Genomic DNA, 19,416 nt, shown 5'->3' on the forward strand with positions numbered 1-19,416 from the left:
GTCTACGGTTGGCTCCTGAGGGGAAAGGCTAAACCGGCGTCAGCTTGGCCACCGATAGCGCCAACCATTTCACGCCGTGACGCGGAAAGTTGATCTGCGCACGCGCGTCGTCGCCGGTGCCTTCGAGGCCCAGCACGGTGCCCTCTCCAAACTTGTTGTGGAACACCTGCATACCCGAGCGCAGGCCGTGCGACGGCGCAGTCTTTTGCGGTGGCACCGGTGGGCTGGCGAACGAATCTTTCGAGAAGCCAGCGCCGCCGACCGGACGTGACGTCGCATAGCCGCCGCCATAGCCGAACGCCGATGGCGTAAAGCCCTGATTCTTCGGCGTCAGCCACTTCAACGCGCCTTCGGGCAGCTCGTCGAAGAAGCGGCTCCTGACGTTGTAGCGCGTCTGGCCGTGCAGCATGCGCGTCTGTGAGTGGCTCAGGTACAGACGTTTGCGGGCCCGGGTGATGGCGACGTACGCGAGCCGGCGCTCCTCCTCGAGGCTCTCGTAGTCGTTCATCGAGTTTTCGTGCGGAAACAGGCCCTCTTCCATGCCGGTGATGAACACGCAATCGAACTCGAGGCCCTTGGCCGCATGAACCGTCATCAGTTGCACTGCGTCTTGGCCTGTTTTGGCCTGGTTGTCGCCCGACTCCAGCGCCGCGTGTGTGAGGAATGCGGCCAGCGGACTCAGCGTTTCGCCGGTTTCCGAATCGGGCGCCAGCGGCTCATCGATAACGGGCAAATTCGGGTCGAGCCCCTGGCTGACGAGCGACTGCCGCAGCTCGTCGATCGGCAGCGCCACCGCATCGCGGCCGAAGCCTTCCTGCGTGACGAAGCTCTCGGCCGCGTTCACCAGCTCTTCCAGATTCTCGATGCGGTCGGCGCCTTCGCGGTCGGCCTTGTAATGCTCGACAAGCCCGCTGTGGTCCAGCACCAGATCGATGATCTCGCGCAGGCTGATGCCTTGCGTCTGCTCGCGCAGCACGTCGATCTTGGCGACGAAGCCGGTCAGGTTGGAGCCGGCCTTGCCGGCCACTGCACCGACCGAGTCATGCATCGACTTGCCCGCTGCACGCGCCGCGTCCTGCAATTGCTCGATGGTGCGGGCACCGATGCCGCGCGGCGGAAAATTGACGACGCGCAGAAAGCTGGTGTCGTCATCCTTGTTTTCGAGCAGTCGCAAATACGCCAGCGCATGCTTGATTTCGGCGCGTTCGAAAAATCGCAAGCCGCCGTAGACGCGGTACGGCACGGCCGCGTTGAAGAGCGCCGTTTCGATCACGCGACTCTGCGCATTGCTGCGGTAGAGCACCGCCATCTCTTTTCGGTCGAAGCCGTCGCGCACCAGTTGGCGCATCTCTTCGACCATCCATTGCGCCTCCGCGAAATCGCTGGTCGACTCGTACACGCGCACCGGCTCGCCGGGGCCTTGGTCTGTTCGCAGGTTCTTGCCGAGCCGCTTCTTGTTGTGGCTGATCAGCTCGTTGGCCGAGTCGAGGATGTTGCTGTAGCTGCGGTAGTTCTGCTCCAACTTGACCTGGTGCGTCACATGGAACTCGCGCACGAAATCAGCCATGTTGCCGACGCGCGCGCCGCGAAACGCATAGATGCTCTGGTCGTCGTCGCCCACTGCGATCACGCTGTTGTCGCCGGGGATGAAGGTGCCGTCGACGATGTGGCCCGACAGCATCTTGATCCATGCGTATTGCAGGCGATTGGTGTCCTGAAACTCGTCGATCAGGATGTGCCGGAAGCGCCGCTGGTAGTGCTCGCGAATCGGATCGTTGTCGCGCAGCAGCTCGTAGCTGCGCAGCATGAGTTCGCCGAAATCGACCACGCCTTCGCGCTGGCACTGCTCTTCGTAGAGCTGATACAGCTCGACCTTCTTGCGGTCGTCGTCGCTGCGCACTTCGACATCCCGTGGGCGCAAGCCGTCTTCCTTGGCGCCGGCAATGAACCATTGCGTCTGCTTGGCCGGAAAGCGCTCGTCGTCGACCGCGTACTGCTTCATCAGCCGTTTGATGGCCGAAAGCTGGTCTTGCGTATCGAGGATCTGAAACGTCGAGGGCAGGCCGGCCAGCTTCCAATGCGCGCGCAACAAGCGGTTGCACAGCCCGTGAAAGGTGCCGATCCACATGCCGCGCACATTCACCGGCAGCATGGCCATCAGCCGCGCGGTCATTTCCTTGGCGGCCTTGTTGGTGAAGGTGACGGCCAGGATGCCGCCCGGCGACACCTGCCCCGTCTGAAGGAGCCAGGCGATGCGCGTGGTGAGAACGCGGGTCTTTCCGGAGCCGGCGCCGGCCAGGATGAGGGCATTGCCGGCCGGCAGTGCTACGGCAGCGCGTTGCTCGGGGTTGAGGTGCTGGAGCAGCGGCGATTCCGCTGATTCGGAGGCAGTCGCGAGATCGATAAACATGCCCCGATTGTAGAAACCGCAGCGTGCGGTGGTTATATGAAATGCCATCGCCCCACGTCCAAACGACCGCGTAAACTCAGACACCGGGCCCAAGTTTTTTGCGCCCGGTTTTTTGTGGGCGCCTTATTGAGGCGGATGCTGCGAAAACCGGCCGGACCAAGCGCTCGTTCGTTATTTCAAACGACCTTCACAGGAGCTTGGGACCTTAGCTATGCAGATTTTCGACTACGACAACATCCTCTTGCTTCCGCGCAAATGCCGCGTGGAAAGCCGCTCGGAATGCGACGCCAGCGTCACTCTGGGCCCCCGCAGTTTCCGCATTCCGGTGGTCCCCGCCAACATGAAGACGGTGATCGACGAGACCATCAGCCTGTGGCTCGCCAAGAACGGTTACTTCTACGTGATGCATCGGTTCGACCTCGACAACGTGCACTTCGTGAAGCACATGCACGCGCAAGGCGTCTTCGCCTCGATTTCGCTGGGGGTGAAGAAGTACGACTACGACACCGTCGACCTGCTGGCCGCCGAGGGTCTGGTGCCCGAATACATCACGATCGACATCGCGCACGGCCACGCAGACAGCGTGAAGAACATGATCGGCTACCTGAAGCAGAAGCTGCCGAAATCGTTCGTCATTGCAGGCAACGTCGGGACCCCCGAAGCGGTGATCGATCTGGAGAACTGGGGTGCCGACGCGACCAAGGTCGGCATTGGCCCGGGCAAGGTCTGCATCACCAAGCTCAAGACCGGCTTTGGCACCGGCGGTTGGCAACTGTCGGCGTTGAAGTGGTGCGCCCGCGTCGCGACGAAACCGATCATTGCCGACGGCGGGATTCGCGACCACGGCGACATCGCCAAGAGCGTTCGCTTCGGTGCATCGATGGTCATGATCGGCTCGCTGTTCGCCGGCCACGAAGAGTCGCCCGGCAAAACGGTCGAAGTCGACGGCGCGCTTTTCAAGGAGTACTACGGCTCGGCCAGCGACTACAACAAGGGCGAGTACAAACACGTCGAAGGCAAGCGCATCCTGGAGCCGATCAAGGGCAAGCTGGCCGACACCCTGATCGAGATGGAGCAGGACGTGCAGAGCTCCATAAGTTACTCGGGCGGGCAGAAGCTGATGGACATTCGCAAGGTCAACTACGTGACCTTGGGCGGCGGGGACAACGCGGGCGAACACCTGCTGATGTAGACCACGACCGCGGCGACACGGCTCACGCGCCCAGCAACCGCGATGCGTGCTGGTGCAGACGGTGCGTCGGGTCGATCAATGCATCGAGCACGCTGAAGTGATGCAGCCCCGGCAGGATGTCGCAGACCGGCACGGTGGCTTTGCCCCATGCGTCCTGAATTAGGCGCGCTTGCGAGGCGAATGCTTCGCTTTCGTCACCGCCGGCCACGGCATACAGCGTGCGCGCCTTGGGCGCAGGAAACAGCGCCGGGCTTGCGCGCTGCGCATCGACTTCGGTCAGCCGCAGCGCGTCCATCAGGAACGGCGTGTGCTGAATCGGCCGAAGGTCGTGCACGCCGGAAATCGACAGGGCGTTTCGCACCAGGTTCGTCGGCAACTTGGCGGCGACCGCGCCCCACTCACACGCCAGCAGCATCGCCGCCAGATGGCCGCCGGCCGAGTGCCCTGCCACGGTGATGCGCGACGGGTCGCCACCGTATTCGGCGATGTGCCGCCACGTCCATTCCAGCGCGCGCACGATGCACAAGACGATGTCCGGGATGCCGACCGGCCGATCCGGCGTGCCCGGACACAGTGGATAGTTCGGCATCACGACGCAAAAACCTTCGCGCGTAAAACTCGGCGCAATGAACGAGTGGCCGCTCTTGTCGAGCGAGCGCCAATAGCCGCCGTGGATGAAGACCAGGACCGGCGCGGAGGTCCTGGCTTTCGCGTCTCCGGTTGCCGGAAAGATATCGAGCGTCTCGCGCGGCCCGTTGCCATAGGGCAAGTCCAGCGTGCAAGGCTCAATGGCTCGAACCTGCTCGGATTCGGTCGTCCAGCGCGCGAGGAATTCGGCATGGTCGGGCACCAGCGCACGGTTGTTGTAGACACGATCGAGCCAGGCGGGGTCTTGCAAAGTCATGCGCAGATTCTGATCGATCGCAGTAGAATTTTTCTTGCTTGTTGGGGGGGTAGCTCAGCTGGGAGAGCGCCGCGTTCGCAATGCGGAGGTCGTGAGTTCGATCCTCATCCTCTCCACCAACATTCCCTTCAAACCGAACCGCTCGGGCACTGGCCTTCAACGTGCCCGCTGAAACCGGTTGCGCTTCTCGACAACGAATCGGAGACAACATGACTCACAACACCTCCCCCGCCAAAGTAGCCCTCGTCATCGGCGCAGGCGATTCCACCGGTGGCGCCATCGCCAAACGCTTTGCAGCTGGCGGGTATACGGCGTGCATGACGCGGCGCGATTCGGAAAAGCTCAAGCCGCTGATCGAAGGCATCGAGGCAACCGGCGGCAAGGCGCATGGCTTTGGCTCCGATGCGCGCAAGGAAGAAGAAGTGATCGCGCTGTTCGACACCATCGAACGCGACATCGGGCCGGTCGAGGTGCTGGTCTTCAACATCGGCGCCAACGTGCCGACGCCCGTGGTCGACGAGACCGCGCGCAAGTACTACAAGATCTGGGAGATGGCCTGCTTCGGCGGCTTCTTGAACGGCCGTGAAGCCGCGCGGCGCATGAGCGAGCGCGGGCGTGGGACGATCATCTTCACCGGCGCGACCGCCGCATTGCGCGGCTCGGCCAACTTCGCGGCGTTCGCTGGCGCCAAGCACGCGTTGCGTGCGCTGTCGCAGAGCATGGCGCGCGAGCTGGGGCCGAAGAACATCCATGTCGCGCACGTCGTGGTCGATGGCGCCATCGACACCGAGTTCATCCGCACCAACTTCCCCGAGAAGTACGCGACCAAAGACCAGGACGGGATCCTCAACCCGGACCACATCGCCGAGAACTACTGGTTCCTGCATACGCAGCCGCGCGACGCGTGGACCTACGAACTCGACCTGCGGCCGTGGAACGAGCGCTGGTAACTCACGCCACTTGCACCGCGGCCGCTGGCCGAGGTCGCGCCCTTAGCCGATCGTCATCAAGGTCGCGTTGCCACCCGCAGCCGCGGTGTTCACGCTCAACGCGCGTTCGACCACCAGGCTTTCAAGCGCGATGTCGACTGCGCCATGCGCCAGCGACCTGACGCCGACGATCGGCCCTGTGCGTCTTGCCAACGCCTGATTGATCTGCATCAACGACGCAGCATCTCCATGGTGAAGCACCGCATCGAACATCACCGTATCGGCACGCCAGTTTTGCGCCATGACGATCGACTGCCGCACTGCAGGCGGTAGCGAGGCACGCAACCTTTCGACATGCGATCCGGCTGGCCACACGGCCGTGCTGCCAACTGCAAACACGGCGGCGAGTTGCACCATGCGGTCGGCATCATCCTCGGCCAGGCACAACACGGCCTCGCGCGGCAGCAGCGTGTAGACGTTGCGCTCACCGGTCGGGCCGACCAGCGTGCGGGCATAGCCACTGCGCGACAGGCCGGCGAAACGTCGGCATTGCGCAGCAAGCGATTCGCGACCCTCGCGCTGCGCCCAAGCCACGAGTGCCTTCATCGCCACACTCGACCCGCCGTCCGCCGAGCCATCGCTTTCATCGACCGCAACTGCATTGCCCGGACCCGCATCCGCCATCGCGCGCGCCATCACATCGTCCGGCCGTGCCGACAGCATCCGGTACATGTACAACGGACCGCCCGCTTTCGGTCCCGTTCCCGACAACCCCTCGCCACCAAAAGGCTGCACGCCGACGACCGCACCGACGATGTTGCGATTGACATAAACGTTACCGGCCTTGGCCTGCTCGATCACTTGCGCGATCGTCTCGTCGATGCGCGTGTGCACGCCCAGCGTCAATGCATAGCCGGTGCCATTGATCTGGGCAATAAGCGCACCGAGATCGCGGCGGCGGTAGCGCACGACGTGCAGCACCGGCCCGAAAACCTCGCGCTGGAGCTCCGACAAGCTGTCGAGCTCGATCAGCGTCGGCACGACAAAAGTACCGTGCTGCGTCGCGTGATCGATGTCGCGCGCTGCACGGAACACCTTGCGGCCACGTGCTTGCATCGCGGCGACATGGCGCTCGATGCCACCACGCGCCTCGGCGTCGATCACCGGGCCGACATCGACTGCGAGGGTCGCCGGATTGCCGATGCGGCTCTCGGCCATCGCGCCCTTCAGCATCTCGATCACACGGTCGGCCACCTCCTCCTGCACGCACAGCACGCGCAGCGCCGAGCAACGCTGGCCGGCACTGTCAAAGGCCGATGCCACCACGTCGACGACAACCTGTTCCACCAACGCGGACGAGTCGACGATCATCGCGTTCTGACCGCCGGTCTCTGCGATGAACGGCACGCTGCGACCCGCTGCGCCGAGCCGCAGCGACAAGGTCTTCTGAAGGATGCGCGCGACCTCGGTCGAGCCGGTGAACATGACGCCCTGCACGCGCGCGTCGCCGACCAGCGCGGCGCCGACCGTCTCGCCTCGTCCCGGCAGCAACTGCACTGCAGCGCGCGGCACGCCGGCACGCCACAGCAACCGCACGGCTTCGGCAGCGATCAGTGGCGTTTGCTCTGCCGGTTTGGCGAGCACCGGATTACCAGCTGCCAACGCCGCGGCGATCTGCCCGACGAAGATGGCGAGCGGAAAATTCCACGGGCTGATGCACACCATCGGACCCAACGGCCGGTGCGTCTCGACGGCGAAGTCGGTACGCGCTTGCGCCGCGTAGAAGCGCAGGAAGTCGACAGCCTCGCGCACTTCGGCAATGCCGTTGGCGTAGGTCTTGCCGGCCTCTCGGGCCAGCAAGCCAAGCAGGCGCGGCATCTGTTCTTACAGCAGATCGGCAGCACGATCGAGCTGAGATGCACGTTCGGCAGGGGGCGTTATGGCCCACATCGGCGCGAAGGCTTCCGCGTCGGCGACGGCAGCTTCCACGTCGGCCAGGGTCGCTTCCTGCACATGACCGACGACATCGCGCAGGTCGGCGGGGTTGCAGACCGGTTCGGCCGGCGCGCGCGGCGAGGCATAGGCGCCAGAGGCCAGCAATGGACCAGCGGCCCAAGCCTCCGACGCACTCCGGGTCAGTGCCTCGCGCAGCGCGCGCAGTCGATCGTCGTCGGCAAGATCGAGCCCGCGCGAGTTGGCCCGCGCTGCACCATACAAAGCCGCCGGTAGCGCTATCGAAGGATGCGGCAACCCCACCGCACTCTCGCTCTTCGCCATCTGCTCGACGGTCGCAACCGGGTCTTCCACCAGGACGTCGATGGCGATCGTCGGGTCGGCAATGCGATTGACGAAGGAGGTGTTGGCGCCGTTCTCCAGCAGCCGCCGCACGAGATAGGCCAGCAGCGTCTCGTGCGTGCCGACCGGCGCATAGATGCGGCAAGGACGATTCAACCTACCGAGTTCGATGGCACCGACCACCTGCTCGTAAAGCGGCTCCCCCATCCCGTGCAGACACTGGAATTCATACTGCCCCGGCATGTACGTCGACGGATTCGCCATCTCGTAAATTGCAGACAGCGTGTGCGCGTTGTGCGTGGCGAATTGCGGGTAGACCGCATCGGGCGCTGCGAGCAACCTGCGCGCGCACGCGAGGTACGACACGTCGGTGTAGGCCTTGCGCGTAAACACCGGATAGCCTTCGAGCCCGTCGATCTGCGCGCGTTTTATTTCGCTGTCCCAGTAGGCGCCCTTCACCAAACGGACCATCAACCGGTGGCCGCTGCGACGCGCCAAGTCGACCACGAAGTCGATGACGAACGGGCAGCGCTTTTGGTACGCCTGAATGACGAAGCCGATGCCGTTCCATTGCGCGAGCGCAGGCTCGAAGCAGAGCTTTTCAAGCAGGTCGAGCGAGAGCTCCAGGCGGTCGGCTTCTTCGGCATCGATGTTCAGGCCGATGTCGTAGTGCCGCGCCAGCAGCGTGAGGTCGCGCAGCACAGGATACAGCTCGTCCATCACGCGCGCATGCTGGGCGCGGACGTACCGTGGATGCAGCGCCGACAGCTTGATCGAGATGCCCGGCCCTTCGTACACACCGCGGCCGGCCGATGCTTTGCCGATCGCGTGAATCGCCTGCTCGTAAGCCACGCGATAGTGCTCGGCGTCGTGCGCGGTCAACGCGGCCTCGCCGAGCATGTCGTACGAATAGCGAAAGCCTTCGGCCTCCGGATGCTTTGCATGGTCGAGCGCCTGCGCGATGGTTTCGCCGGTGACGAACTGCTCGCCCATCATCCGCATCGCCATGTCGACGCCCTTCCGAATCAACGGCTCACCGCCCCTGCCGATCAGCCGTGTCAGCGTGTTCGACAGGCCGGCTTCGCTGTGCGTGGCGACCAGCTTGCCGGTCAACAGCAAACCCCATGTCGCTGCGTTGACGAACACCGACGGACTGCGGCCGGCATGCGCCTGCCACTGACCATGCGCGATCTTGTCGCGGATCAAGGCATTGCGGGTGGCCGCGTCGGGGATGCGCAGCAACGCCTCGGCCAAGCACATCAGCGCAACGCCTTCCTGCGACGACAGCGCGTATTCCTGGAGCAGACCCTGTACCAGGCCGGCGCGGCCGGTCGCGTTCTTCCGGTTCCGCAGTTGGGTGGCGATGCGATGCGCCAGCCTGTGCGCTGCCGCTGAAGCCTCGCCTTCCAGACGTGCGGCTTGCAACAGTGGCGCAAGCGCATCGGGCTCCGGCGTTCGATAGGCCGCCGTGATGTGGGAACGCAGCGGCGTCGCGGTGTCGAGGGCATCGGCGAAGTCGCTGAACGGCAGGGGCATCGAGCGCTGCAAGGCGATGTCGGAAGCGGGGTCCGACCTGTTGTTCAAAGCGATGTCCGGTACGAAAGGTGCGACAGTGGCGGTCATGGCGGCGTTCTTTGGTGGTTAAACCGATAATGCCGGGCCTGGCACCGACGTTTATTTCGAATTCAGATGATTAAGCCGAAGAAACCACCAAAGACTTCCGCGCCACCCATCGAAGATCCTGCTCCGGGTCTGGATCGACTCGACGTTCGCATCCTCGCCGCCTTACAGGACGACGGCCGCCTCTCCAACGTCAAGCTCGCGGACACGATCGGCCTGTCGCCAACGGCGGTCCTGGCCCGCGTTCAACGCCTGACGCGCGAGGGCTACATCCTCGGCTATGAAGCGCGACTCAACCCGCTCAAGCTGGGCGCCAGCATGCTGGTCTTTGTCGAGGTGATGCTCGATCGCACGACACCCAACGTGTTCGATCAGTTCAAGGCGGCGGTACAAGTACGCCCTGAAATCATGGAGTGCCACATGGTCGCGGGAGGCTTCGACTACCTGCTCAAGACCCGAAGCGCCGACATGGGCGACTACCGCGCCTTCGCGGGCAGCGTGCTTTGGCAACTGCCGGGTGTGCGCGAAACCCGGACCTATGCCGTGATGGAAGAAGTGAAGAACTCGACGCACCTGCACTTGCGCGGCGGCTAGAAAACGCCGGGGCTGAGGGCGCTCCGACGAATCGGCCTCGCTCAGCCGCGCGCCGGGCCGGACAGCCCCAGCAACGACAGCGCATGCGCGTAAGTCGATGACTTCGGGTCCGCCAAATCGTTCAGCACGCTCATGTGGTTCTTGCCGGCAACACGTTCGTTGGCCACGACGATGTCCGGACCCCATGCGGAAGACATCGCATCGGCCTGACGCAAGAACTCTTCGCTCTCGTCGGCACCGACGACTGTCACCAGCGAGCCCATCGTGGGCGCGCGCATCCGCAGCGGACTCAGGCGCAGCGCAGATGCTTCCGTCAGCCCGATGTCGGCCGACAGAAACGGCGCATGCCGCAGCGGCTCCAACTCATACACACCCGATATCGACAGTGCCGACTTGACCAGGTCGCGCGGCAGGTCCGGCGCCACGGCGCGCCAATCGCAGGTCAGCAGCATCGTCGCGAGATGACCGCCGGCGGAGTGGCCGGCCACCACGATGCGCTCGCGATCACCGCCATGTGCTTCTGCATTTCTATAGACCCATGCAAGCGCCTGCACCATTTGCAGCACGATGTGCTCGATGCCGACCGCAGGGCACAGCGCGTAGTTCAACTGCACGACCATCGCACCCGCGGCATGCAACGGCGGCGCGATGAAGGCATGGTCGCGCTTGTCGAGTGCGCGCCAGTAGCCGCCGTGGATGTAGACGAAGACGGGTGCGCCCGAGCGCGCAGGGAGGATGTCGAGCCGCTCGCTCGCATGGTCGCCATAAGCGACATCGAGCACCCAGTCCGGTCGCTTGAACGCGTCGGCGGATGCGTCGGCCCAATAGCGGAGGATGGCCGGATGCTCGGGGATGCGCGCGCGATTGTTGTACTGCGCGTCGAGCCACTCGGGATCCACGGCGACCGTGCTCTCTTGCGCGCTCGCGGCATCCGCGAGCGGCGGCAGCGGGTCGGGTCCGGACTCACGCAGCGCCGCGTCGATCAACGCATCCGCCATCCACAGCGCGGTGCGCTCGACCTCACGGTCACGCAGACCCCAGATGTCTTTCAAGATCACATACGGCTCGATGCCGTAGACGACCGACAGCGCCTGGTGCAAACGGTCGCGCACGTCCGGTCGCAGCAATGGAATCATCGGCTGCAGCGCATGTTCGAGAATGCCCACGCGATGGCCGCGCCGATAGGGTTCTTCCTCCAACAACCCTGCACGCTCCAGGCCCCACTGCTCCAGCGACAACTGCGCGGCAGCACGCATCTGCGCCTCGAATTCCTTGAAGCGCGGGAAGGTCTTGATGAACAGCTCGTGCACGCGCTCACGTCCGTTCGGCTTGTCGGATGCGAGCTTGCGAACCGGCCCTAAAGAGCTGTCGACCACCGCTGTCACCAGCGCGCTGCGACTCGGAAAGTAACGGTATGCGGTGGCGCGCGAGACCTTCGATCGCGCAGCCGCCTCGGCGACCGAAGGGATACGACCCTTCAAACGAATGATGTCCATCGCGGCTTCGAGCAAGGCCTTGAAGGTCGCAGCGCGAACGCCGCCTTCGGGTGCGATCGGCGGATCGGTCAGCTTGTATTTGAGTCGCGGCATCGGGTTTGTACGGGTCAATAAGGGCCTGTGTCGGCTTGTGAATATCGGAACGCCGACCGTATGATGCGGCCAACCAGATTTGAGACGCAAGTCTCAAAAATGACTTCCGAGATCTCGTGGCGGCCAGTGAACACCGGCAAGACCACGGGGCAATATGGAGACAAAGTCTATGCGTTTTGCCAGCTGGAGTTGGGGTGGCCGCGACCATGTCGGCACCATTTCGCAGGATGGCCGCGAGGCCACGCCGTTGGCCGTGCGCGATCCTTCGCTCGGCACGCTGCCGCTGATCCAGGCGATGGCGCGAGACGAAGTGCTACCGCACGCTTCGGGTGCGCGGTTGCCCGTCGACGTCGTCACGCTGCGCTCGCCGTTGCCGCGCCCGCTGCGCAGCCTGTTCTGCGTCGGCCGCAACTACCACGCACATGCGGCGGAGCTGGCGGGGTCGGTGTTCAACGCAAAACCAGAAGCTGAGGCATGGCCGATCGTCTTCGGCAAGCTGGCCGAATGCGTGATCGGCCCCAACGACACGGTGCAGCTTCCGGCACCGGCTGCCTCGGTGCAGATCGACTATGAATCGGAGCTCGCGGTCGTCATCGGCCGCGGTGGCCGCAACATCCCCCGCTCGCGCGCCATGGACCATGTCTTCGGCTACACGGTCGTCAACGACGTGACCGCGCGCGACGTGCAGATGCGCCACCAGCAATGGGACCTGGGCAAGAGCTTCGACACCTTCTGCCCGATGGGACCGTGGATCGTGACGGCCGACGAGGTCGATGGTTGCGCCACCCGCGTGCGCGGCTGGGTCAACGGCACGTTGCGGCAAGACGGCCAGACGCGCGACATGATCTTCGACATTCCGACGCTCATCGAAACCTGCTCGCGCGGCATCACGCTGTACCCCGGCGACGTGATCGCGACCGGCACGCCATCGGGTGTCGGCATGGGCATGAAGCCGCCGCAATGGCTGCGCTCGGGTGACGTCGTGCGCGTCGAGATCGACGGCGTCGGCGTCATCGAGAACCGCTTCGAATGACAACACCGACATCGCCATGACATTCCAGCTCATCGACCGCGTTGCGGTGGAAGAAGAAGGCGACGGCCCTGTGGTGGTCTGCGTGCACGGTCTGGGCGGCAGCTCCAACACTTACACGCCGCTGATGCCGGCACTGGCGCGGCACCGCGTGGTGCGGGTCGACCTGCCCGGCAGTGGCCGATCGCAAAGCGTCGAAGGCGCTCTTTCGATCGAGCGCTATGTCGAAACGCTGCTCGGCATCTGCGATCGCTTGGGCATCACACGCGCGCATTGGCTCGGCCATTCGATGGGCACCATCGTGTGCCAGCACATCGCTGCGACGCATCCCAAGCTCGTCGCGAGCGTCGCTTTGTTCGGCCCGCTCGTCGCGCCGCCCGATGCGGCTCGCACTGCGATGAAAGCCCGCGCCGCCAAGGCACGCGAAGGTGCTGCGGGCATGCAGGAGATCACGCAGTCACTGCTGCAGGCCGCCATCTCCGCCGACACGCGGCAACGGCTTCCGGTGGTGGTCGCATTCGTGCGCGAGAGCCTGATGCGGCAGGAAGGCGAAGCCTATGCACGCAGCTGCGAAGCATTGGCCGGCGCGCAGGCTGCAGCCGTCGAGCAGATCGAAGCGCCGGTGCTGCTGGTGACTGGCGACGAAGACGGCGTGGCGCCGCCGCAAGCCGTGCGCGCCATGGCCGACCGGCTGCACCGCGCGGCCAGCAAGCGCGTGGTGGTGCTGCCCAAATGCGGCCACTGGACACCCGTCGAGCGGCCCGACGAATGCCAGCGCGAACTGCGTGAATTTCTTGCGACGCACGACCGCGTCCATCGCATCCAGTAGGGAGCACGACCATGGCAGACGTTCTCTTCACCAACGTGCGCGTCTTCGACGGCGGCGGCGAGGCGCCCTTCACCGGCGACGTGCTGGTGCAAGGCAATCGCATCTCGCGCGTCGTCAAGACCGCTTACGGCGCGAGGCAAGCTCCCATCCACGGCGCGCAAGTCATCGACGGTGCCGGCGCTTTCCTGATGCCGGGCATGGTCGAGGCGCACACGCACTTCTCATGGAACGACCAGCCGAGTCTCGATGCGATCCAGCGCATGCCACCGGAGGAGCACATCCTGTGGTGCGCCGAAGTCGCCAAGAAGTACCTCGACATGGGCTGGACCAGCTGCGTCGGTGCGGCAGCCGCCAAGCCACGGCTCGATGTTGTGATCCGCAATGCGATCGCCGACGGCACGATCATCGGCCCGCGCTACCTCGCCGCTGGACAAGAGATCACCGTGCCAGGCGGACTCGGCGACAGCACACAACCGCATCTGCCGCAGCCGGAGTTCGCGTTCGGCGCCGTCGTAAGTGGCGCTGAAGAGATGCGCCGTTGCGTTCGCATGATGGCCAAGTGGGGCGTCGACTCGGTGAAGATCAATCTGTCGGGCGAGTCGATTACCGGCATGTCGAGCGAGATGAGCCAGTTCACCGAAGAAGAGATCCGCGTCTGCGTGCAGGAGGCCAAGGCCTGGGGCAAACGCGTCGCCGCCCACGCGCGCTCGACCTGGGCCATCAAACAGTGCGTGAAGCAGGGCATCGAGGTGATCTACCACGCGAGCTTTGCCGACACCGAGGCGCTTGACCTGCTTGAAGCCCACAAGACAGAGCACTTCATCGCACCCGGTCTTGCATGGCTCATCAACACCTGCCACAACGCGAGCCAATGGGGTTTGACCAAAGAGGTCACGATGAAGATGGGCTACCACCGCGAGCTCGATGCCGCGGTCGAAAGCATGCGGGCGTTGCGCAAACGCGGCGTCCGGATCCTGCCCGGCGGCGACTACGGCTTTGCCTGGACACCGCACGGCACCAATGCCAAAGACCTCGAATACTTCGTCAAGTACGTGGGCATGAGCACGATGGAGGCGCTGCTCTCGGCCACCGCATGGGGCGGTCCGATGATGCGCATGGGCAAGGTGCTCGGCTACATCCGCGAAGGCTACCTCGCCGACATCCTGCTGATCGACGGAGACCCACTGGCCGACATCACCGTGCTGCAAGACAAGTCGCGAATCATGGCCGTCATGAAAGACGGCGAGTTCCACCGCGCGCCGCCGATGCGTTCGGCCCGCACCACCCGCTGGGCTGCTTGAGCAGCAAAGGAGCACGCCATGAACGATGTCGTCTTCACCAACGTTCGCATCCTCGACGGGACCGGACAGAACCCTTTCAGCGGCAGCGTGCTGGTGCGCGGCAACCGCATCCGGCAGGTCGGTCGAAGCACGGCACCGATCGCGCCGAGCGGGGCCACTGTCATAGATGGTGCCGGCGCGACCTTGATGCCCGGCATGTGCGAGGCGCACACGCACTTCTCATGGAACGATGCCGCCACGCTGTCGGCCATTCAGACACTGCCGCTCGAGGAACACGTGCTGTGGTGCGCCAAGGTCGCAAAGAGATACCTCGAAGCCGGCTTTACCTCGTGCGTCGGTGCGGCCTGCGCCAAGCCGCGGCTCGACGTGGTGATCCGCAACGCGATCAATTCCGGCCAGATTCCCGGACCGCGCTACCTGGCCGCCAGCCAGGAGATCACGGTGCTCGGCGGGCTCGGCGACGAGACCTTGCCGCACCTGCCGTTCCCGGAGTTCAGCTTCGGCGTGAACATCTCGGGTGCGGATGAAATGCGCAAGGCCGTGCGGATGTTCTTGAAGTACGGCGTCGACTCGGTCAAGCTCAATCTGTCGGGCGATAACTTCACGCCGCAGTCGCCTTCGGAGACGACATGGATGCTCGATGAAGAAGTCGCCGCGGCCATGCGCGAAGTCAAGATCCGCGGCAAGCGCGGCATCGCGCACGCCCGCTCGTCGGACAGCGTGAAGCAGGCACTGCGGCACGGCATCGACCTGATCTACCACGCCAGCTTCGTCGACAACGAGGCGCTGGACATGCTCGAAGCCGCCAAAGACCGCGTCTTCGTCGCACCGGGCATCGCCATCCTTTACGCGATGCTGAACGAAGCAGAAGCGTTCGGCATCACCAACGCGATGGCGACCGACATGGGCTACCAGATCGAATGGGACGCCGCGCTCGAGTCGCTCTCCAAGATGCACAAGCGTGGCATTCGCGTGCTGCCGGGCGGCGACTACGGTTTCGCTTTTACGCCGCACACGCAGAACGCACGCGACCTGGAGTTTTTCGTCAAGTACCTCGGCTTCACTCCCATGGAAGCCATCCGTTCGACCACGCTCTACGGCGGTCAAATCATGATGCAGCCCGACGAACTCGGCGTCATCAAGGATGGCTATCTGGCCGACATGCTGCTGATCGACGGCGACCCGCTCGCCAACCTGTCGATCCTGCGCGACCCCAAGCGCATCCTCGCGGTGATGAAGGACGGCGTGTTCGCCAAGGCGCCGAACATCGCATCCGAGCGTGCCTGGGAACGCGTCGCATGAACGGCATGGCGCGCATGAATCGGAAGTCGCTGGCGCTCTGGCTGATTTTCGGAGTGCCCATCGCAGTGTTCTCTGTCTGGGCCATCTCCGACAACTACCCGCTCTACTTCAAGACGCTGCTCAACGGCCTCACGCTCGCGTCGCTCTACTTCCTGGTCGCGAGCGGCTTCACGCTGGTGTTCGGGCTGATGCGCAACGTGAACCTCGCGCACGGCTCCCTCTATCTCTTCGGTGCCTACGTGGGATGGTTCGTCGGCGAGCACACGGGCTCGTGGGTGCTCGCTGTCATCGCCGGCTTTCTGGCCTCGGCGATCCTCGGGCTGCTGATGCAGTTGCTGGTGTTCCGGCACATGCAGGGCCAAGACCTTCGGCAGACCTTGGTGACCATCGGCCTGTCGATCGTCTTCGCCGACTTGATGCTGTGGATCTGGGGCGCGGAGATCTACACCTTCGATCCACCCGCGTGGATCTACGGCTCGACCACCCTTCCCCTCGTCGCCAAGTTTCCAACCTACCGACTGTTCGTGTTGCTGGCATCGATCGTCATCGGCGTGGGCCTCTGGCTGCTGCTGGCGCGCACGCGCATCGGCATGATGATCCGCGCCGGCGTCGACGACCGCGGCATGCTGGCCGCGGCGGGCGTCAACGTGCAACTGGTGTTCGCGCTGACCTTCGCGATCGGTGCCGGGCTCGCCGGGTTGGCCGGCGTGGTGGGTGGCACCGCCCTGTCGATCTCGCCGGGCGAAGACACACGCTATCTGCTGGCTTCCCTGGTGGTGGTCATCGTCGGCGGCATGGGCAGCGTGGTCGGCGCCGCCATCGGCGCGCTGCTGATTGGCCTGGCGGAGCAGTTCGGGTTGGCCTATGCGCCGACCTACAGCGTGGTCTTCACCTTCGTGATCATGGTGGTTGCGCTCGCGTTCAAGCCGCGTGGCCTGATGGGGAAAGCGACATGAGCGCAGCGCAGTGGCGACGGGCGATGAAGTCGCCGGCGGCCGGTGTCGCGGTGCTACCACGCGCCGCCATCACCACGAGCAGCACGCGCAGCACGCGCACCACAAGCACTACACGCCCGGCCGAACCACTGCCAGCGCACGGCGACCTCCCGCGCTGGCTGCGCGTGCTGTTCCGCCCGGTGCGCTGGCGCCATGTGCTGGTTGCCGCGCTGGTGCTGCTTTATCCCTTCTTCGCAACGCCGTTTTTCACCTTCCAGATTGGCGCGCAATCGCTCGCGCTCGGTCTGGTCGCGTTGTCGCTCACCTTCCTCGGCGGCTATGGCGGCATGGTGTCGCTGGCGCAAATGACGGTGGCGGGCTTCGCCGCCTACCTGGTCGCCATCATCGGCAGCAGCAGCAACGCGACGATCAGCCTCGGCTGGCCGTGGTGGCTGGCGGTGATTGCAGCGCTCTCGTTGTCGACCATGTTCTCCGCCGCGGTCGGATGGTTGTCGGTGCGCACCGAAGGCATCTACACGATCATGATCACGCTGGCCGTGGGCGTGGCGTTCTTCTATCTGGCGCAGCAAAACTACACGCTCTTCAACGGCTTCCAGGGCTTCAGCAAGCTGGCGGCACCGGTCGTCTTCGGCCTCGACCTGCGCGAGCCGATGCCGTTCTACTTCCTCGTGTTGGCCTGTTCGGTCGCCGGCTACTTTCTGGTGAAGCACCTCGTTCGCGCGCCTTTCGGCATAGCGCTGCAAGGCATCCGCGACAACCCGCGGCGCATGCAGGCCCTCGGCTACAACGTCACCGCGCACCGCGTCGCAGCCTATGCGGTTGCGGGCTTTCTGGCGGCCGTCGGCGGCGTGCTGCTGGTTTGGTACAACGGCCGCATCTCGCCCGGCACCGTCGGTATCGGCGCGATGATCAACATCCTCATCATCGCCGTGCTCGGCGGCATGAAGCACCCGATCGGCGCGTTCATCGGCGCCGTGGTCTTCGTGCTTTTGCAGAACTTCGCCATCGACCTGGTCGACCGCGAGCGCTTCAATCTTGTGATCGGCGGGGTCTTCCTCGCGATCGTCCTGTTCTCACCCGACGGCTTGCTGGGCTTGTGGCAACACCTGCGCAGTCGCCTGTCGGGTCGAGGTCCCCAGCCGCGGCACAGGCCGCATTCGACAACCACAAACAGGAGCGAGACATGACGGTTAAGCAAGAGCACAAGAAGATATTCGCGCGCAGCCTCGTTGGTGCCGCAGCGGCGCTGGCCATGGCCGGCCTCGCGGGCATGGCCCAGGCGCAAGAGGTCTTGAAGATCGGCCTGCTGGCCTCGCTCGAAGGTCCGTTCGCGGCGCCCGGGCAAGACGGCATGCGCGGCGCCGACCTGGCGCTGAAGGAAAAGAACGGCATGGCCGGCGGCAAGAAGATCGAGTTCATCAAGGTGTCGTCGGACGCGACACCCGACAAGGCCGTCAACTCGACGCGCAAGGCAGTCGAGCAGGACAAGGTGCAGATCATGATTGGCCCGCTGTCGGGCGACGAAGGCATCGCGGTCAAGAACTACGCCAAGACGCAGCCCAACGTCACCTTCATCAACGGCTCGGCCGGCGCACAGGCTGCCACGCTGCAAGACCCTGCGCCCAACTTCTATCGCTTCAACACCGAAGGCGCGCAGTGGATGGTGGGCCTCGGCGAGCACGCGCTGGCCAAGGGCTACAAGCGGACCTTCCTCATCGCCGAGGACTACGGCTTCCCCTATTCGCAGGTGCAAGGCTTCATGGCGAGCTACTGCGCCAAGGGCGGCAAGGTGATCGACAAGGCGTGGGTGCCGCTGGGCACCAAGGACTATGCGTCGGTCATCGCCAAGATCCCGAAAAACATCGACGCCCTGGTCGTCGTATTGGGCGGTTCCGACGCAGTCAACTTCCTGACGCAATACGAACAGGCCGGTGGCGACAAGCCCATGATCGGCGGCTCCATCACGGTCGACCAGACTGTTCTCAACTTCAAGGGCAAGCGCCGCGAGTCGTTGCTGGGCACGGCTTCCGCAGGCCCGATGGCCGACTCGATCGACACGCCGGAGTGGAAGAAGTTCGTGTCCGACTACAAGGCGACCTTCAAGGACGGCTTCCCGAGCCCTTCCCTCTTTGCCTACCTGTACTACATCAACACCAAGGCGACGCTCGATGCGCTCGACGTGGTCAAGGGCGATCTTTCCGGGGGCCAGAAGGCTTATCGCGATGCGCTGCAAAAGACCGACTTCAAGGGGCCGGCAGGTGAAGTGAAGATCGACGCCAACCGCAACGGCGTCGGCACGACCTACATCACCGAAGTGGCCAAGGCGGCCGACGGCTCGTTCTACAACAAGGTCGTGAAGTCGGTGCCCAACATCTCGCAGACGCTGGGTTTGCCGGAAGCTGAGTTCAAGAAGATGGGCCTCGGTACGCGCGACGTGCCGGACTGCAGGACTTGACGCTTTAAAG

General features: G+C 64.4%; 13 protein-coding genes, 1 tRNA gene and 1 pseudogene. 11 read left to right on the forward strand and 4 right to left on the reverse strand.

Going from position 1 to position 19,416, the window contains the following annotated elements:
• Positions 1-28: 28 nt before the first annotated feature.
• Positions 29-2,410 (reverse strand): UvrD-helicase domain-containing protein, encoded by a 2,382-nt coding sequence (locus RCH10_RS18165; RefSeq protein WP_409053466.1) that lies wholly within the window; start codon positions 2,408-2,410, stop codon positions 29-31.
• 211 nt (positions 2,411-2,621) lie between these two features.
• Between RCH10_RS18165 and RCH10_RS18170 the strand changes: the two genes are divergently transcribed.
• Entirely contained in the window at positions 2,622-3,602 is a 981-nt protein-coding gene (locus RCH10_RS18170; protein WP_409053467.1) for a GMP reductase, read from the forward strand.
• Between the two features lie 22 nt (positions 3,603-3,624).
• On the opposite strand, the gene RCH10_RS18175 is transcribed toward RCH10_RS18170, so the two are convergent.
• The gene (locus RCH10_RS18175; RefSeq protein WP_409053468.1) at positions 3,625-4,506 is read right to left on the reverse strand and encodes an alpha/beta hydrolase; all 882 of its coding nucleotides are present in this window, start codon (positions 4,504-4,506) and stop codon (positions 3,625-3,627) included.
• Positions 4,507-4,549: 43 nt separating this feature from the next.
• On the opposite strand from RCH10_RS18175, the gene RCH10_RS18180 reads away from it, so the two are divergent.
• Positions 4,550-4,625: transfer RNA gene (locus tag RCH10_RS18180), tRNA-Ala, on the forward strand.
• Positions 4,626-4,715: 90 nt separating this feature from the next.
• A complete protein-coding gene (locus tag RCH10_RS18185; RefSeq protein ID WP_323498502.1) occupies positions 4,716-5,456 on the forward strand; it encodes an SDR family oxidoreductase in 741 nt (246 codons plus the stop codon).
• Positions 5,457-5,498: 42 nt separating this feature from the next.
• Here RCH10_RS18185 and putA read toward each other — a convergent pair.
• A pseudogene (gene putA, locus RCH10_RS18190) lies at positions 5,499-9,353 on the reverse strand (trifunctional transcriptional regulator/proline dehydrogenase/L-glutamate gamma-semialdehyde dehydrogenase).
• 66 nt (positions 9,354-9,419) lie between these two features.
• Here putA and RCH10_RS18195 point away from each other — a divergent pair.
• Positions 9,420-9,944 (forward strand): Lrp/AsnC ligand binding domain-containing protein, encoded by a 525-nt coding sequence (locus tag RCH10_RS18195; protein WP_409053469.1) that lies wholly within the window; start codon positions 9,420-9,422, stop codon positions 9,942-9,944.
• A gap of 41 nt (positions 9,945-9,985) precedes the next feature.
• On the opposite strand, the gene RCH10_RS18200 is transcribed toward RCH10_RS18195, so the two are convergent.
• Positions 9,986-11,533 carry an alpha/beta hydrolase fold domain-containing protein gene (locus RCH10_RS18200; RefSeq protein ID WP_409053470.1) on the reverse strand — a complete coding sequence of 516 codons (1,548 nt, stop codon included), beginning with the start codon at positions 11,531-11,533 and terminating at the stop codon, positions 9,986-9,988.
• A gap of 169 nt (positions 11,534-11,702) precedes the next feature.
• On the opposite strand from RCH10_RS18200, the gene RCH10_RS18205 reads away from it, so the two are divergent.
• Genes RCH10_RS18205 through RCH10_RS18235 form a run of 7 tightly spaced genes read left to right on the forward strand, consistent with a single transcriptional unit; the run spans position 11,703 to position 19,406 of the window.
• Positions 11,703-12,566 (forward strand): fumarylacetoacetate hydrolase family protein, encoded by an 864-nt coding sequence (locus RCH10_RS18205; protein WP_409053471.1) that lies wholly within the window; start codon positions 11,703-11,705, stop codon positions 12,564-12,566.
• Positions 12,567-12,582: 16 nt separating this feature from the next.
• Positions 12,583-13,392 carry an alpha/beta fold hydrolase gene (locus RCH10_RS18210; protein ID WP_409053472.1) on the forward strand — a complete coding sequence of 270 codons (810 nt, stop codon included), beginning with the start codon at positions 12,583-12,585 and terminating at the stop codon, positions 13,390-13,392.
• Between the two features lie 11 nt (positions 13,393-13,403).
• Positions 13,404-14,693: an amidohydrolase family protein gene (locus tag RCH10_RS18215; RefSeq protein WP_323498510.1), complete on the forward strand. Its 1,290-nt coding sequence runs from the start codon at positions 13,404-13,406 to the stop codon at positions 14,691-14,693.
• A gap of 18 nt (positions 14,694-14,711) precedes the next feature.
• Positions 14,712-15,995, forward strand: coding sequence for an amidohydrolase family protein (locus RCH10_RS18220; protein ID WP_409053473.1), 1,284 nt, complete (start codon positions 14,712-14,714; stop codon positions 15,993-15,995).
• Entirely contained in the window at positions 15,992-16,951 is a 960-nt protein-coding gene (locus RCH10_RS18225; RefSeq protein ID WP_323498513.1) for a branched-chain amino acid ABC transporter permease, read from the forward strand. Before RCH10_RS18220 ends, RCH10_RS18225 begins: the two co-directional genes overlap by 4 nt.
• Positions 16,948-18,138 carry a branched-chain amino acid ABC transporter permease gene (locus tag RCH10_RS18230; protein ID WP_409053474.1) on the forward strand — a complete coding sequence of 397 codons (1,191 nt, stop codon included), beginning with the start codon at positions 16,948-16,950 and terminating at the stop codon, positions 18,136-18,138. Before RCH10_RS18225 ends, RCH10_RS18230 begins: the two co-directional genes overlap by 4 nt.
• On the forward strand, positions 18,135-19,406 hold the full coding sequence (locus tag RCH10_RS18235; protein WP_409053475.1) for an ABC transporter substrate-binding protein: 1,272 nt from the start codon (positions 18,135-18,137) through the stop codon (positions 19,404-19,406). The genes RCH10_RS18230 and RCH10_RS18235 overlap by 4 nt, the downstream gene beginning before the upstream one ends.
• Positions 19,407-19,416: the final 10 nt, after the last annotated feature.

Origin of the sequence: Variovorax sp. GrIS 2.14 (assembly GCF_046115955.1) — a bacterium.
Taxonomy (GTDB): Bacteria; Pseudomonadota; Gammaproteobacteria; order Burkholderiales; family Burkholderiaceae_C; genus Variovorax.